The sequence below is a fragment of the Pseudomonas sp. LBUM1649 genome, assembly GCF_059716155.1.
The window spans coordinates 4,316,526-4,331,274 of sequence record NZ_CP166807.1 but is presented as its reverse complement, the minus strand read 5'-3'; the positions used below and the strand labels follow the sequence as shown (position 1 = coordinate 4,331,274).

Annotated in this window: 18 protein-coding genes; 5 read left to right on the top strand and 13 right to left on the bottom strand. The window is 59.3% G+C overall.

The window, feature by feature from the left end; genetic code table 11:
- Nucleotides 1-152: 152 nt before the first annotated feature.
- From ACA058_RS20010 to ACA058_RS19980, 7 genes are all read right to left on the bottom strand, one after another.
- Nucleotides 153-581, bottom strand: coding sequence for a nuclear transport factor 2 family protein (locus ACA058_RS20010; RefSeq protein ID WP_497635576.1), 429 nt, complete (start codon nucleotides 579-581; stop codon nucleotides 153-155).
- Nucleotides 582-635: 54 nt separating this feature from the next.
- Nucleotides 636-836, bottom strand: coding sequence for a helix-turn-helix transcriptional regulator (locus tag ACA058_RS20005; protein ID WP_180203326.1), 201 nt, complete (start codon nucleotides 834-836; stop codon nucleotides 636-638).
- Nucleotides 833-1,207: a hypothetical protein gene (locus ACA058_RS20000; RefSeq protein ID WP_497635575.1), complete on the bottom strand. Its 375-nt coding sequence runs from the start codon at nucleotides 1,205-1,207 to the stop codon at nucleotides 833-835. Before ACA058_RS20000 ends, ACA058_RS20005 begins: the two co-directional genes overlap by 4 nt.
- A gap of 268 nt (nucleotides 1,208-1,475) precedes the next feature.
- Nucleotides 1,476-2,744 (bottom strand): IS110 family RNA-guided transposase, encoded by a 1,269-nt coding sequence (locus ACA058_RS19995; protein ID WP_497635127.1) that lies wholly within the window; start codon nucleotides 2,742-2,744, stop codon nucleotides 1,476-1,478.
- 586 nt (nucleotides 2,745-3,330) lie between these two features.
- Entirely contained in the window at nucleotides 3,331-3,900 is a 570-nt protein-coding gene (locus ACA058_RS19990) for a chorismate mutase (protein ID WP_497635574.1), read from the bottom strand.
- 103 nt (nucleotides 3,901-4,003) lie between these two features.
- Nucleotides 4,004-4,288 (bottom strand): DUF7693 family protein, encoded by a 285-nt coding sequence (locus ACA058_RS19985; protein ID WP_497635573.1) that lies wholly within the window; start codon nucleotides 4,286-4,288, stop codon nucleotides 4,004-4,006.
- 120 nt (nucleotides 4,289-4,408) lie between these two features.
- Entirely contained in the window at nucleotides 4,409-4,810 is a 402-nt protein-coding gene (locus tag ACA058_RS19980) for a hypothetical protein (protein ID WP_497635572.1), read from the bottom strand.
- Between the two features lie 236 nt (nucleotides 4,811-5,046).
- On the opposite strand from ACA058_RS19980, the gene ACA058_RS19975 reads away from it, so the two are divergent.
- The 3 genes from ACA058_RS19975 (at nucleotide 5,047) to ACA058_RS19965 (ending at nucleotide 8,327) form a co-directional block, all read left to right on the top strand.
- Entirely contained in the window at nucleotides 5,047-6,720 is a 1,674-nt protein-coding gene (locus ACA058_RS19975) for a tetratricopeptide repeat protein (RefSeq protein WP_497635571.1), read from the top strand.
- Nucleotides 6,721-6,895: 175 nt separating this feature from the next.
- Entirely contained in the window at nucleotides 6,896-7,831 is a 936-nt protein-coding gene (locus ACA058_RS19970; protein ID WP_497635570.1) for a Ppx/GppA phosphatase family protein, read from the top strand.
- A gap of 82 nt (nucleotides 7,832-7,913) precedes the next feature.
- Nucleotides 7,914-8,327 carry an arsenate reductase ArsC gene (locus tag ACA058_RS19965; protein ID WP_497635569.1) on the top strand — a complete coding sequence of 138 codons (414 nt, stop codon included), beginning with the start codon at nucleotides 7,914-7,916 and terminating at the stop codon, nucleotides 8,325-8,327.
- A gap of 6 nt (nucleotides 8,328-8,333) precedes the next feature.
- Here ACA058_RS19965 and ACA058_RS19960 read toward each other — a convergent pair whose 3' ends face one another.
- The 4 genes from ACA058_RS19960 to ACA058_RS19945 are packed head-to-tail and all read right to left on the bottom strand — an operon-like array spanning nucleotide 8,334 to nucleotide 10,908.
- Entirely contained in the window at nucleotides 8,334-9,026 is a 693-nt protein-coding gene (locus ACA058_RS19960; RefSeq protein ID WP_497635568.1) for an RES family NAD+ phosphorylase, read from the bottom strand.
- The gene (locus ACA058_RS19955; RefSeq protein ID WP_497635567.1) at nucleotides 9,020-9,424 is read right to left on the bottom strand and encodes an antitoxin Xre-like helix-turn-helix domain-containing protein; all 405 of its coding nucleotides are present in this window, start codon (nucleotides 9,422-9,424) and stop codon (nucleotides 9,020-9,022) included. Before ACA058_RS19955 ends, ACA058_RS19960 begins: the two co-directional genes overlap by 7 nt.
- A gap of 50 nt (nucleotides 9,425-9,474) precedes the next feature.
- On the bottom strand, nucleotides 9,475-9,939 hold the full coding sequence (locus ACA058_RS19950) for an MAPEG family protein (protein WP_497635566.1): 465 nt from the start codon (nucleotides 9,937-9,939) through the stop codon (nucleotides 9,475-9,477).
- A 15-nt stretch (nucleotides 9,940-9,954) separates the two neighbouring features.
- On the bottom strand, nucleotides 9,955-10,908 hold the full coding sequence (locus ACA058_RS19945) for a diiron oxygenase (protein WP_497635565.1): 954 nt from the start codon (nucleotides 10,906-10,908) through the stop codon (nucleotides 9,955-9,957).
- Between the two features lie 212 nt (nucleotides 10,909-11,120).
- Here ACA058_RS19945 and ACA058_RS19940 point away from each other — a divergent pair, with 212 nt between their 5' ends.
- Nucleotides 11,121-12,077: an AraC family transcriptional regulator gene (locus tag ACA058_RS19940; RefSeq protein ID WP_497635564.1), complete on the top strand. Its 957-nt coding sequence runs from the start codon at nucleotides 11,121-11,123 to the stop codon at nucleotides 12,075-12,077.
- A gap of 109 nt (nucleotides 12,078-12,186) precedes the next feature.
- Here the strand turns inward: ACA058_RS19940 and ACA058_RS19935 are convergent, their stop codons facing one another.
- On the bottom strand, nucleotides 12,187-12,612 hold the full coding sequence (locus ACA058_RS19935) for a hypothetical protein (RefSeq protein WP_497635563.1): 426 nt from the start codon (nucleotides 12,610-12,612) through the stop codon (nucleotides 12,187-12,189).
- Nucleotides 12,613-12,770: 158 nt separating this feature from the next.
- Between ACA058_RS19935 and ACA058_RS19930 the strand changes: the two genes are divergently transcribed.
- Nucleotides 12,771-13,433 carry a TetR/AcrR family transcriptional regulator gene (locus tag ACA058_RS19930; RefSeq protein ID WP_497635562.1) on the top strand — a complete coding sequence of 221 codons (663 nt, stop codon included), beginning with the start codon at nucleotides 12,771-12,773 and terminating at the stop codon, nucleotides 13,431-13,433.
- 406 nt (nucleotides 13,434-13,839) lie between these two features.
- Here the strand turns inward: ACA058_RS19930 and ACA058_RS19925 are convergent, their stop codons facing one another.
- The gene (locus ACA058_RS19925) at nucleotides 13,840-14,724 is read right to left on the bottom strand and encodes a DUF2950 domain-containing protein (protein WP_497639971.1); all 885 of its coding nucleotides are present in this window, start codon (nucleotides 14,722-14,724) and stop codon (nucleotides 13,840-13,842) included.
- Nucleotides 14,725-14,749: the final 25 nt, after the last annotated feature.

The window sequence follows — 14,749 nt, the reverse complement described above, 5'->3', positions numbered from 1 at the left end:
GGGCAGGATTTTTTGTTCGGGGGGGCGAGCATGCACGCCTCGGTTGTTCGTTCGGGCTGGGATCGGAGAATCGGTTGAGTATCCTGGAAGCACGCGATCTCATTCCGTTAGGACAAAAAACCCGAAAAAACAGCCAAGGCGCTGCACAACGATCAGGCTTTGCTGGCGGCCAGGTAGGCGCCGAGGCGCCGGCCCATTTCCTCGCCCAGCGCCTGCAAGCCACTGAGGGGTCGGACCATCACTTCGAAATCGACGATTTTTCCTTGCTCGTCAAAGCGGATCATGTCGATGCCCTTCAGCTGTTTCTCGCCGACCCTGGCGCTGAATTCGAGGATCACATTCAAGCCGTCGGCGCTCGCCAGTTCGCGGTGATAGGTGAAATCTTCGAACACGCTGAACACCGTGTTGAGAATCATCGAAACCACCGGCGCACCCGGATAGGGCGTGTGCGCCATTGGCGAGCGAAACACTGCTTGCGGGTCCAGCAGCGCAGGCAAGGCCTTCAAATCGCCGGTGCGGATCATCCCGTGCCACAGGCTCAAGGATTCTGCGGCTTTGGGGTGCAGTTGCAGTTCAGACATATTCAACTCCTGTTTTTTGTTGTTGTGCAAAGCTTGCCTGCTGGGCGCCATGGATCAGCCGGTGAACTCATCGTCGAAAATGCTTTCGATGGGCAATGCAAACGTCCGGGCGATCTGGAACGCCAGCGGCAGGCTTGGATCATAGCGGCCATTTTCGATGGCGTTGATGGTCTGTCGCGAGACATTGAGCATCGCCGCCAGATCCACCTGCGACCACTTGCGTTCAGCACGCAGTTCTTTGAGTCGGTTTTTCATTGGTAGCGACGTCGGGCGAGGGCAAGCCCGATGATCCACATCAAGCCCATCACCGGCCATACGCAGATCCAGGAGATGTGGGGGAAGCCGACATTCTCCAGAAAACCGTAGCTGAATGTCAGCAACGCGGAAGCGGCGAAGGCAAACCCGAGCGCCTCGAATTGAATGCGCAGGTGCATTTCATCCAGCGTACGCATCATCCGTACGATGGCCCAACACATCAGCGCCGCTGGAATCACTGGCAACAACGTGATGACGATACGCAAACCGGTACCCAGGTCTTGCGGATTCTTGAGCAGGGTCAGCGAAAGGATCAAGAACACCATGTACAGCGCCAGCGCTGCGCCCATTTCCATGTAGTAGCGTTTCATTGCATCGTCCTGATGTAAAAGTACCTTTACATATTCGCTGGAGTTTTTGTGAATGTAAAGGGTGTTTTACATCGGGGTTCTTTGGGATGCTCGCCGGCGAAGGCGCCTCGATAGCCTGATGAAACATTCAACGGCCCCATCGCCAGCAAGCCGGCTCCTACAGGGGAAATACGTACGGCTCCCGATCAGGCCGGCCGGCAGGCCGCCTCGCTTTGGCTTTTGCTTTGGCTGTTGATTTTCTTGCCCCCTCACGCCCTGAGCCTGTCCGTCAACCTGTGACTACCTCCATCGGCGCCTCTACCAACGTTGATCCGCGCCGCGTTAAAGCCTGCAAGTAAGCCATTTCGTCATAGACGGTGCCGTTTTTCCAGCAGCGATAGACGATTCTGATCCACTTGAAAGCAAGTGCTCTCAGGGTCGCCTGGTATGAGCAGCCTTTAGCCCGCTGCTGCCGATAATAAGCCTCGGCCCACGTTGATTGAGTGATGCTGTGAGCGGCCCATTCGACAAAGGTCTGACGCAAGAAGGTTGAGCATTGGTAGCGCCAATACACGACTTTCTTCTTTCCGCTACGCTCGGTAACGGGTGCGATTCCGGCATATCGCTGCATCGCATTGGCGTCGCTAAATCGATCACGCTGTTCACCAAAAGCCACCATCAGGCGCGGCGCAAGATGTTGGCCGGCGCCAGGGAGTGCCTTAAAGATCGGGTAATCGGCCAAGGTGCTGGCCGTTTCTTCGATCTCGCGATCAAAATCCTTGATGGTGGAAAGGAGCCCTTTAAGTTGCGACGCCAAGGCTGTTGCGTACAACTGCGAAGGACGTATTACCCCCGGGTCCTGTGTCAAAGGCATCGCTTGGGTGATGATTTCCCAGCGCGTTTGATTGAGTTGAGCGTGACGAGCGTTGTGCTCATTAAAGAACTTGAGAAAAGTACTCTGGCGAGAACGCTTGATGTGCTCAAGCGTGGGCCAGCGCATCAGAAAGTCACAGAACACCACGGTGTCATGACTGCTAAACAGCTCCAGGGCCAATGGATAATACTGTTTGAGCGTACAGATCAAGCGGTTGCTGACCTTCACTCGCTCATCAACCAGTGCACGTCGATGTTCTGTCAGGCTGGCCAAAATACGCATGGCCGGGCTTTGCGGCATCAGCTGCGCAAACCGTTGGGGATAGGTGAGCAACAACTCAAGCGCCCATTGAGCATCGGTCGGATCATCCTTGGCACCGCTGCGGACAAAGGTTTTACGGTGTTTGGCCAAGGTGCTCGGATTGATTGGAAACAGGCAAAAGAACTCGTACTTTTGCAGGGCCGCCACCAACGGGCCCTTGTTGAGCTCAAGAGCAATCGCGATCGGAGCGCCGTAGCGCTCAAACAACGATTTCGCCCAACGATCAATCGATTGGGGTGTGTGGTCGATGACAGAGAAGTGCCGCCGGGTTTCCCCCGCGACCTGCAAACACACGTCATGCTTGGTATCTGCCCAATCTATTCCGACATAAGCAGTGAATTTCTGAGACAGGAGCGTTTGCATCAACAACCTCCACAGGCGCTAAAGTACATGCAGGAACATGCATGCTTACGTCCAGCGAAAGCGATATAGAGAGCCGTGTCGGGCTTTCCCTGAGTATTCGTTAGAGGGCGCAAGCGCACCTGTGGGCTCGAAGGTGAGGAGGTAATCATCGCGTGCTTGAGAGGCATATTCGTAGCCCACAGGTGCATGCTCCTTCCCTTGATTAAAACTGACTTCCAGACACCGAAGTATGGAAGAGGAAAGGAACGGACAACCTATATCGAGAGGCTTCGTTCCGGTTCTGCGCAGTGGGTAAACCGGCATGGATGCCGGTTTAGCCGCGCACGGCCATGGATGGCCGATCGCGGCGGGCCCACGGAGCAGGACCGGAGCGAGGGTATGCCGAGCCACAGCGAGGCACCGAACGCCAGGGGCAAGAGCCCTTGGTTACTTGGGGCTTTTCCAAGTGACTCGCCGTAAGGGCGAAACCATAGGTGGCCGTGACCGCAGGAATGGATATGTACGCCGAAAGAAAAGGGTCGGCTGTCAGGCCGCCATCGCTGCGATGCGGCGACCCGACAAGCCTGCTCCTACAAATTGGCTTCGATTACAGATCCGTAACGCACAATTCCCCCGTAGCGCGAATCAGCGCCTGGCCATGCAGGGCATCCTTGATCAGCCCCGAGCGCTGCTCAGCCAGCCACTGCGGGCATTCCGGGTCGACGCGATAGGGCACGAAATCGGCGTATTGCTGCAACAGACGGGCTTGCAGCTCATCCTGTTTTACCCGCAGTTGATTAAGGTCCGGCCGTGGCAAGTCGGGTGCCTTGTGCGCCGCTTGCCATTGCGCGATCAGTCCGTACTGCACCAGTTTGTTGGCTTCGATCTGTGCGGCGATCAAGTCGGCGGCTTCGTCCGGATTCACGTTGCTACCGGTTGCCTGCTTCCGGGCGTTATTGATGAGCAGGGTTTCCCGGACGGTATCCTGGATCGGTTTGCCACTGTCCCACTTGGTCAGCGCCACCAGATCGGAAATGTTCAGGCGCTCGTTGATGGTGTTCAGCAGTGGCTGCAGCGTTTCGGGTGCCGGGGAGGGCGTGGCGGCATTGGCGACGCTGGCGAGTAAGCCGAACAGCGAGCAAGTCAGGACTTGTGGCAAGCGTGGGCAGTGGAGCATAAGCAACCTCTCGGGCACGGGATGCGCATCAAGTCCTATGTATCACAGCTGAGTCAGATGAACGATAGTTCAACGAGCACTTTCGCAATCGCCCGGCCCGGACTCAGTCGCCAGCCAGTATCCGCTCGATCTGCGCCAGCTCCCAGGTGCTGAGTAAACTCACAGGGTCGGTACCGAAACGCTGCCCACCGTCGAACACTCGGCCGTCCGCGCTCTGGCAATACAGGCAGTGGCGCAGGTGAGTGTGGTCGACATCGAGGCTCAAGCGCCAACCCTCGATGTCGACCAGTACCGGGCCGGGTTGCTCATCAAAGCGCTTGAGCGGGCGCAAGCCCAGGGCGGCATCGCGCAGTTGCTGGTAAACCTCTCGGGCTGTCAGGGTCGGCACAGATGTCTCCGGCGGGATGGCGGCAAGGGTAGAATCGGGCACACAGGATAGACGATTACAACGACGAAAAAGCCCGGCTGATCAGGCCGGGCTTTTTGTTGGTGCGGTGAAGCGATGAATTCAGGCGACGGTGTTGCCTTGCAGACGATCCGAGCCATCGGCGGCGACAGTGTTGCCTTGCAGACGATCCGAGCCATCGGCGGCGACAGTGTTGCCTTGCAGACGATCCGAGCCATCGGCGGCGACAGTGTTGCCTTGCAGACGATCCGAGCCATCGGCAGCGACGATGTTGCCTTGCAAGCGGTCCGAGCCATCGGCAGCGACGGTGTTGCCTTGCAAACGATCCGAACCATCGGCAGCCACACGATTCTCGATCAAACGATCCGAACCACCCTCGGCCACTCGGCTTTCAATCAGACGATCCGAGCCACCTTCAGCCACAACAGGCTGAACAGAGGTAGCGGCAAAAGCGTTAACTGCAAAAACCGAGAAAGCGATGCTGAGGAGGGTTTGGCGTTTCATGATCGTGTACTCCGGGGTGTTGTCAGTTGGTATGGAGCTGATGTTACGCCGCGGATTTTTTAAGAGAACTTCATTGACGTGATGGTGAACATCGATGGCATTGATATAGCCAGCGGCACACCTGTGGTGGGCGTGATGATACGACGCAGCCTGTCGTCGGCTGTGGCGCCCGATCAGGAGCGCAGGGGTATGCTGGTTTTTCGCAGGTTCCACACTCTGATCGAGAGGATAAACCGATGCACGACTACTACGATCTGGGCAGCTATAGCCGCCCCGTGACAACCAGTTCAGCCCAGGCCCAACTCTGGTTCGACCGTGGCCTGATGTGGTGCTACGGCTACAACCACGACGAAGCCATCCGCTGTTTCCAGAAGGCCCTGGAACACGACCGCAACTGTGCGATGGCCTACTGGGGCATCGCCTATGCCTCGGGGCCCAACTACAACAAGCGCTGGGACGCCTTCATCGAACAAGAGCTCAAAGAGGCCGTGGCCCAGGCGCGACTGGCGACGCAAATCGCGCTGGTGCACCTCGACGGCGCGACGCCAGTTGAGCAGGCCCTGATCCGCGCGCTGCAGCAACGCTACCAGGCCGAGCAGGCGAGTAGCGTTGAGGAGCTTTTCACCTGGAACGATGCCTATGCTGCGTCCATGCGCGATGTCTACCACAGCTTTGCCGACGATCCCGACGTGGTGGCGCTGTTCGCCGAAGCGCTGATCGACCGCACACCCTGGCAGTTGTGGGACCTGAAAACCGGTCAGCCGGCAGCCGGCGCCGATACCCTTGAAACAGTGGCCGTGCTCGAACGGGCCCTGCAACGCATGGAACAACACGGCGACGCACCGCACCCCGGCGTGCTGCACATGTATGTCCACACCCTGGAAATGTCGCCGTACCCGGAACGGGCCTTGCGCGCGGGCGATATTCTGCGCGACCTGGTGCCGGACGCCGGACACTTGCGCCATATGCCGTCGCACATCGACGTACTCTGCGGCGATTATCGCGGGGCCATGATCACCAATCACCGGGCAATCCAGGCCGACAGCCTCTATCTGGCCGAGGAAGGGCCGATCAACTTCTACACCCTGTACCGCAGCCACAATTACCATTTCAAACTCTATTCGGCGATGTTCCTCGGCCAGTACCAGCCGGCCCTGGAAGCCGCCGAGCAGTTGGCCGATACCATCAAGGAAGACCTCCTGCGGGTGGAAAAACCGCCCATGGCCGACTGGCTGGAAAGCTTCGTGTCGATGAAGGTCCATGTACAGATCCGCTTCGGTAGATGGCAAGACATCCTCGCCACACCGCTGCCCGACGACCAGGCGCTGTACTGCGTGACCACGGCCATGCTGCACTACGCCAAAGGCGTGGCCTTTGCTGCCTGCGGGCAAGTCGCCAGCGCCGAAACCGAGCATCACCTGTTCCTCGAGGCCTGGGCCCGGGTGCCGGACACTCGCTACCTCTTCAACAACCAATGCAACGATATCCTGGCCGTGGCCGCGGGCATGTTGCGCGGTGAAATCGAGTACCGCAAAGGCAACTTCGACGAAGCCTTCGCCCACCTGCGCGAGGCGCAATCGCTGGACGATCACCTGCCTTACGACGAGCCCTGGGGCTGGATGCAACCGGTGCGCCATGCACTGGGCGCGCTGTTGCTGGAACAGGGCAGGGTGGAAGAAGCCCTGCAGGCCTATCGTGCCGACCTGGGCCTGGACAACACCCTCAGTCGAGCGTCCTGGCACCTGGACAATGTGTGGAGCCTGCACGGCTACGTGGAATGTTTGAAGCGACTGGGTCGCGATGGCGAAGCGGCCGCTGCGCAGGTTCGCCTCAACCTGGCCATGGCCCGGGCTGATGTGGAGATTTCGGCATCGTGTTTTTGCCGGGTCGGCAAGCGTTGTTGCCAATGATGAGCCTCTGAAGTGTAGGAGCGCTTCAGCGATGTGACGAACCGGTGACGCAGATAAGGCAGCACAATTAATCGCAGTGTCATCTGGGTGTCACTGAACCCATGGCAACATCCGCGCAACCGCCACGGGCGATCAGACTCGTCCACGGGCCGATGAATTTGCCAGGAACCCCACCATGAAAGGCGACGCTTCGCTATTTGCGGCCATTGACCTGGGCTCCAACGCGTTTCGCATGATGATTGGCCAGCAAGTCAAGCACAGCCAGCAGATCCTGATCCAGGAAGTGAAAACCCTGCGTGAGCCCGTCCGTCTCGCGGAGGGTTTGCAGGGCGGCGCGCTCGACGAACTGGCGCTGGACCGCGGCTGGCAAGCCCTGGCACGCTTCGGCAAAAAACTGCGCGGTTTCGAAGCGGGCCGGGTGCGGGCGGTGGCCACCAGTGCCGTGCGTGAAGCCGAGAATGCGCAACTGTTCCTCACCAGCGCCGAGCGCCACCTGGGGTTTCGTATCGATGTCATCTCCGGGCATGAAGAGGCCCGCCTGGTGTACGCCGGTGTTGCCCATACGATTCCTGATCCCGAGCGCATGCGGCTGGTGGTGGACATTGGCGGTGGCTCCACCGAATTGATTCTGGGCAAGGGTTCACAGCCGCTCGTCACCGAAAGTATTGCCATCGGCAGCGGCACTCTGGGGGCGCGTTACTTCGCCGGAGGTGTCATTACGGCCAGGGCGCTGCTCGAAGCCGAGCGAGTCGCCACCCTGCAGTTCGAAAAGGTCGCACGGCGTTATCGAACGCTGGGTTGGCAGCAGGTCATTGGCTCTTCCGGCACCGCACGGATGCTGGCCAAAGTGCTCAAGGCCAACGGGCTGAACGACGACCGCCAAAGCGGTATCACCTACAGCGGCCTGCTGCGCTTGTCATTGCGACTGCTGGAGGTCGGGCATGTCAAACAACTCAAGCTGGCGGGCTTGCAAGCCCATCGCCTGAGCATCCTGCCCGGTGGCCTGGTGACGATGTTGGCGGCGTTCAAGGTGTTCGGTGTGTTGCACATGACGCCCTCCGAACCGGGATTGAGGCTGGGCGTGCTGCATGGGCTGATGTCCAAACACTAATATGGCTGCAGGCGCGCCAAGCCTTGGCGTCTAAACTGACTGGACACTTGTCCGCGAGATGGAATCAGGGGGGAAAAGAGTCATGACAGACAAACGTCGGGTGCTGTTCGTTTGCGCGCACAATGATGTTCGCTCACTGATGGCCGAAGCACTGCTGCGCCACACCGATTCCGAGCATTTCGAATCCTTCAGCGCCGGGCTTGAAGCGACTGAAGTCGACCCGCGCACCCTGGAAACTCTGGACCATATCGGTATCGATAGCACCGGGCTGCGCAGCAAAGCCATCGATGAGCTTGAAGATCGGCCCTTCCACTACGTCATCACGCTGTGTGACAAATCCTCGGAAGACACCTCGCGCATGCCCGCGTCCGACGAAGTCATCGTGTGGAATTTCGAAGACCCGACGCTCAGCGAAAGACATGAACCGTTCCGCCACACCGTCCAGGAAATCCACGACCGCATCAAAATGTTCACCACGGTGAAGACCCGGTCGTGATTTCCCTCAGGCCTCGCTGATCTGGCTGACGCTGGTGATCTGACCATTCCAGACCATCTCGTAATGGGCGGTCTGGATGATCGAAGAGACAGGCCTGGGCGTCATCAACGCCCAGCAAACACCGCCCGGCAGGCGCACCGAGCGATAACGCAGGCCCGGGCAACCGGCCTTCCGAATAGCCCGGCCCAGTGTGCGGGAATGGCTGTAATCGTCAGGCGCATACACCGGATCATTGATCGGCAGGGTAGTGGCGTCTTTCATCCCCGTATCCATGAATGAACACGACAGCCCCCGGAACACAAACCGCTCATAGTTCAGGCCCGGCACCTTCGACCAGTACAGGCTCTGGTGATGCCGCACCTCGGCCAGCGCGGTTTCCATCGAATCCGCCAGATACAACACCCCGAAGCTGCCATCGCTGAACCGCGAGCCCGCCGGGTTGATGTGAGTAAAGGGCGCGGTGGCGTACGAGCAGCCAGCAATCCCGAACGGGATTTCGCCCCGCGGGATCAACTCAAGCTGACCGACCTCATTCTTCAACCTGGGATTGGTCAGTGCCTGGATCTCGAACAGCACCTCAAATTCATCCGCGTTCGCTACGTCATCGAACAACGCAATCGGTGGAAACTTCGAATTGACCAGCCGGTAAGCCTGCAACGCCTGCCCGGCAAACACCGCCAGCGCGCTCAACTTCACCATTGCGCGCCCCGCAACATATCGATGCGCCGAAAGGTCTCATACAGCGAAATCATGTCGCCCTGGGCCATGATCGCCAGCGGCGAGCGTCCATTGAAAAACTCGTTGTCGTTGGCCATCGACACGAAGCCATACACGTTGTCCGGGTTGTCGAACACCAGGCGCAACGTGGCGTGAATGTTCAGCACAAAACTGATGCGCTGCATCTGGTCCGCATCCAGCGCCACCGCCCAGTCAGGGTCATGCTGCCGCGCGCGGGTGTAGGTGCTGCGGGAAATGCGCAGAATGTGGCAGGCCTGCTCGCTGCTGGCGTGCCACTTTTCAAGAATGCCTACGGCGGCGCGCAGGCCGGTGACGCATTGGTTTTTACTGAAAGATTGGGGCTGGGAGGCGACGGCCATGCTCATTACCTTTCTTTGAATCCATGGACTCAAAGATAGTTAGATTGCATCTACAGAACAAGGTCCTCTCGACCAGCGGCACAGCCTGTAGGAGCCTGGCCAAAACAGGCGGCCATGACAATGAGCGTGAGCAAACAGGCCAGTTGAACGAAAAAGAAGGTAAACCGAACCGCCACGAACCTATTGGTTTGCACATGGCAGACATGAACCAGCGACTGGCACACCCGAGCAACCAGGATGAGTATGGACAAATAGTTCACGGCAGGGCCGTCGATACCAAGGGCTGAAATCACGGCCACGATCGCGCCAAAGACAGGCAGATTTTCCACACAGTTCGCGTGCGCTCTGGTTGCGCGCCGATACCAATCCTCGCCTTCGAGCCGGTCGCTTCGGAAAGAGGCAATCGGCACATTCGAGAACAGTATTCTGACCCAGCGATATACCCCGACGGTTGCCATCAACAGCAGCAAAGTCCAGGTCGCAAATCCAAGCAACATCCACATAGGTATCGTCATGGCTGCCATCCTCGATCAACGGCTCATGATGGGTGCCAGTGCGGTCTGGATCCTGGACATCTGGGCTGGCGTTGTCATGCGCGTCAGTAGCCGGCCAAAATGTGGATGCTGCACGCCCGAGATAATGTATTGCCAGCGGTAGGCGCTCAGCACGCAGGCGTTGATGCGCGCTGTCTGGTCGACACTGAATGACCGTGAAGCATTGCGAGTAAAGTAATCGGCATCGGATGCCGATTGTGCCTGCAGGATGGCGTCGACGGCCGCCACCAGCGCAATCAGATCGTTCACCGCCTGGTCGCACTCGGTGGGCGAAAGTTTCGCGTGCTCGGCCTTCCACTCCAGTTCATCGAGCACGACGTGCCGGCTTTCATCGATCCAGTGAAATTTGAAGACGTCCTTGAACAGTGGGCATAACTCCTCGCGCGGGGCGATGCTTTGCGCGTAGTGCGTTTGAACGAACAGCTCGATATGACAGGTCAGCGCCAGTACCGACCAGGTGCTCGCCGCCAGTACCGCGCGCGCCACTTCGTTTGGATCGGCCACCTGACGATATCCCGCTGGCAATTGCGAGCCAATCATCGTCTCCATGCGCCGGAACAGCTCCTGATGCTTGATCTCGTCGTTGGAAAAGCGCACCAGCGCTTCGAGTGCGAGCTGATCGTCAAATACATGGGCGCGACCTTGATCGAGCATTTTGGCACTGATAAAGCGCTCGACCAGGCCAAAGAGGTACGCATAGGTCCGGCCTTGAATCTGACTGAGCAGGCGCGCCTCGTGCGCGGCGAGAAAGGTCAGGCGGTCGACCAGCGACAGTGAGTCGGGCAAGAATTTGCGCGAGAAGTCGAAACGCCGGTCCTGCAGCAAATCACGATCGATCTGCCATTCGGCTTTCTTCGATGATCTGACAAGTTGAGCGTAACGGGCGGCGTTGCCCGAATCAGGGGTGGGTAGGGTCGCGAAGGTGTTCATATCGATCTCCTGCTTTCCAGGTCGAGTTGCAATGGGGCGGTTACGGTTGCCGTCGGAGCCAATGACCCTGGGTGAAGCTTCTGGGGAGAGCCTCTGGGAAGAGCCTCGATCGCTGAGTCCGCGTTGGTGCTAATCTAGGCCTCGCCGTTCAGGCGAAGAATGACCGGTGCGCCTGATTACTTGCTCCAGACTCCGCAAAGGAGGGGTGGCAATTGCTGGATGCGCTTTCTGATGTCTTGCGTGTGATCCGGCTGTCTGGAGGGGTGTTCCTCGAGGCGGAGTTCACTGCGCCCTGGTGCATGAGCGGAAGAATCTCTGCCGACGATTGCAAACCGTTCCTGGCGGCACCTCGACATATCATTGCCTCGCATTTTGTCGCGGCGGGGCACATGCAATTGCGCATCGACGATGGCGCCCCCCTCGACGTGCGGGCAGGCGAACTCATTCTGCTTGCTCGCAATGACGTTCATACTTTTGGCAGTGATCTGGGCATTGCGCCCATGTCGGCGCGCGACGTCATTGCGCCGCCGCAAGTTGGCGGCATTTCACGAATCAAGTACGGCGGGGGCGGCGAGGCCACACAGTTGTTGTGCGGATTCCTCGGCTCCGAAACCCCCTTCAGTCCGTTGCTTTCGTCGCTGCCATCGGTATTGAAACTGGACGTGCGCGCGACGGCTTCGGGGGCCTGGATTGAAAGCTCATTCCGTTTCGCGGTGAGTGAGATCGCGGCGGGGCGTGTCGGCTCGACGGCGGTGATCGCCAAACTATCGGAATTGCTGTTCGTTGAAGCCGTCAGCCAGTATGTCGCGAGCCTCCCGGCCGAGCGGCGCGGGTGGTTGGCGGGTTTGCGCGATCCGCATATCGGGCGCGCACTGGCGCTGCTCCATGCTCGTCCGACCGAGGGCTGGACTGCGCAAACCCTGGCGCTTGAGGTGGGCATGTCGCGCTCGGTATTCGCCCAGCGATTCACCGCATTGGTCGGACAGCCACCGATGCAATACCTGACGCTCTGGCGTATGCACGTGGCGGCTCAACACTTGTGCGAAGGTCGCGGGAACGTGGCGCAAATCGGCTTTGCAGTTGGCTACGAATCCGAAGCGGCGTTCAGTCGCGCATTCAAACGCCAGTTCGGCACATCTCCCGGCGCCTGGCGCCGGCAATCAGCATGACCCGGATTAAATGGCACCGTTGCGCAGCCGGGTGACGAGCCTGGGGTTGCTTGGGCAAAGCACCGCCTGCGCGGGTGAGCTTACGGCACCCGCGGCAGCGGCTACCGGGTCATGACAGGCGCGATTCGCCTGTCGCGCGGCTCAAGTATCCGGCAGCAACGCCGATGCGCGAGTACACCAGCCAGACAAAAAGCAGCACACTCACGCCAATCAGGATCGATGCGACGCCAATCAGTGGCTCGATCGACGCGAAGCCCTTCAGGCGCAGGGTCAGTGCGCCGAGCATCACCGGCACGCCCAGGTTGTACGTCCAGAACTGCACTGCAGCGGCGCGACCTTCGGTCATGCACGGGTGCAGTGTGCCGATGACGCCGAACAGTGCCATCGACACCCATCCCAACAGATTGATGTGGGCATGTACCGCGAAGAGCGAGTGGTCGCCGGATGCGCCCATCACCACCCCCAGCATCACGCCAATGGCAAAGTACAGGGCAGCGAGTCGAAACCAGGCCCGCGAACGGGGATTGTGATTCATGGCATTCACCTCAAGCGCCCGGAGGCGCGCTCAGTTGCTGGAAAATCCCTGAAATCGTGATGCCCGCAGGTGCCGCGCACAGGGGCGGTGGCAGATCCCGTGCCGTGCGTCTATTATGAGACTTAAGTCTCATTACAAGACAAGGTATCATTTATTCCATGTCGAGCCCCCAGTCAAGACCCAAGCCAAGCCCGTCGATCGGCGAGGGCGATCTACAAGGCCGTGTCAACCAGAAGTTGCGCACCCGCCAAGCGCTGATAGAGGCCGCCGTCGCCTTGCGCGACGAGGGCCATCACCCCACGGTTGCACAAGTGGCCGAGCGCGCCAGGGTGTCGCGCGCCACGGCCTATCGCTACTTTCCCACGGTTGAGGCGTTGATCAGCGAGACGGCGGCCGATCGTGACATGCCGCCGCTGGAGCGCATCTGGCGGCCGGGTGACGATCCGGTAAAGGGCATGGGCCTGGCGGCGAACGCGTTGAACAAACTCTTGATCGACGACGAGATCGGCCTGCACGTGATGGAGCGTTCGTTCATGACCGTGTGGCTCGAAAGCGAGTCCCACGAGCCCCTGCGACCGGGCCGACGCCTGAGCTACATCGAGCCGATTGTCGACTCGATGAAAGACGTGCTTTCACCAAGGGCGCGCAAACGCCTGAAGCAGGCGCTGTCGATCGTCATGGGCACCGAGGCGTTGATCGCCGTGCGCGATATCGGTGGCGCGAGCCTCTCAGAATCACTCGCCACTACCGCCTGGGCGGCGCGGGCGCTGGTGCGCCAGGCGCTGGATGAGGATGAAAAAGCCCGTCGAAAACGTGGCTGACGACCTTTGCCCGCTACTGATGAAAGGTGCAGGATGAAGCAGAGGTGGGGCTGATGCCAATCAGGCAAGCCTGACGATGACCCTGTGGTGAGGGAGCTTGCTCCGGTTGCACACGAGCACGGGACGTTTGAACGGGAGCAAACTCCCTCGCCACAGGGTCATTTGTTGTTTTTTGGGTTGGTTGAGGTGTGTAAGAGAAATCGGGGAGAGAGTAGCCGTTAGCCATCATTGTTGAAGTGAGCGATGGCGTGCGTGGGCAATAATGTCAGATTTAGAGGCAAGTAATGCGCAATTGGCGCAATGGTGACGCGGAGCGTCACAGGATGCATTAGCACGCACAGCGTGGGAACGATCAACGGGCGTCTTGCGCGCCCGGTTTCATTGACTCTTGCGCCTGAGGTTTGAGTCAATCCGGCTTTTCTTGATCGGCCGGCACTTCTGTCCAGCTGTCATCCGGATCAAAGCGCTTCATCGCCGGCGCCAACTTTTCACCACCAGGTCCCAGGTCTTTTTCGAAGACCTGCCCTTCATGACTGATCATGAAACTCATCACCCCGGTTTCACCGTATTTCGCCGGCCAAGCGATCAGTGCAAAGCCGCGGCTCATCTTGTCACCGATGAGGTAGCTGTAGGCTCCGCCCGGTGCAGAAGGCCCCTGGCCAAGCAGGATGCGGAAGTGGTAACCATGCCAGGCTTCGCCGGCAATGGTTTTGCCGAACGAGGGGCCCACCGGGCTGATCTGCCCGCTATCGTCGTCCGCCCAATAGAGTCCGTCGTGCTTGCCGGGGGTGCTGAAGATTTTCTGCGCATACTCGAGTGCGCCGTCCCCGTCGCGATCCACCGAGGCATAGTCCATCTGGGCATCGTGATAGGCCAGTGCCGATTGCACCGCGGCCAGCTCGTTGCGGCCAATTTGCCGTGCACGAAGTTCGGCACTACCGGCCTTGACGTCGAAGCGCCAACCGTTCGCGCCTTTTACCATGGGTATCGGCAGTGTCCAGTGGTCACTTCCCACCGATAGAATCGCCTTGTTGTCGCCGGTTTTTTCGATCTGATGTTGCTCGTGGTATTGCTTCAAAAATGCCTCCACGTCTTCGCGTTCCGCGCCGTCGCGAGGGATGAAACTGCGCCAATCTTCACCCAGCAACTCGGTCAGGCGTTTCTGATCGGCGTTTTTCGTACCCAATGCTTCGACGAACGCTTGAGCGGCCTTTTCCGGCGTTGGAAACTCCTGCTGCGCCACGACAATGCACGACCATGCCAGGCCGACAGTGATCGCCAAGGCATGCACAATCACGCCCTTGCGTGCCTTTACT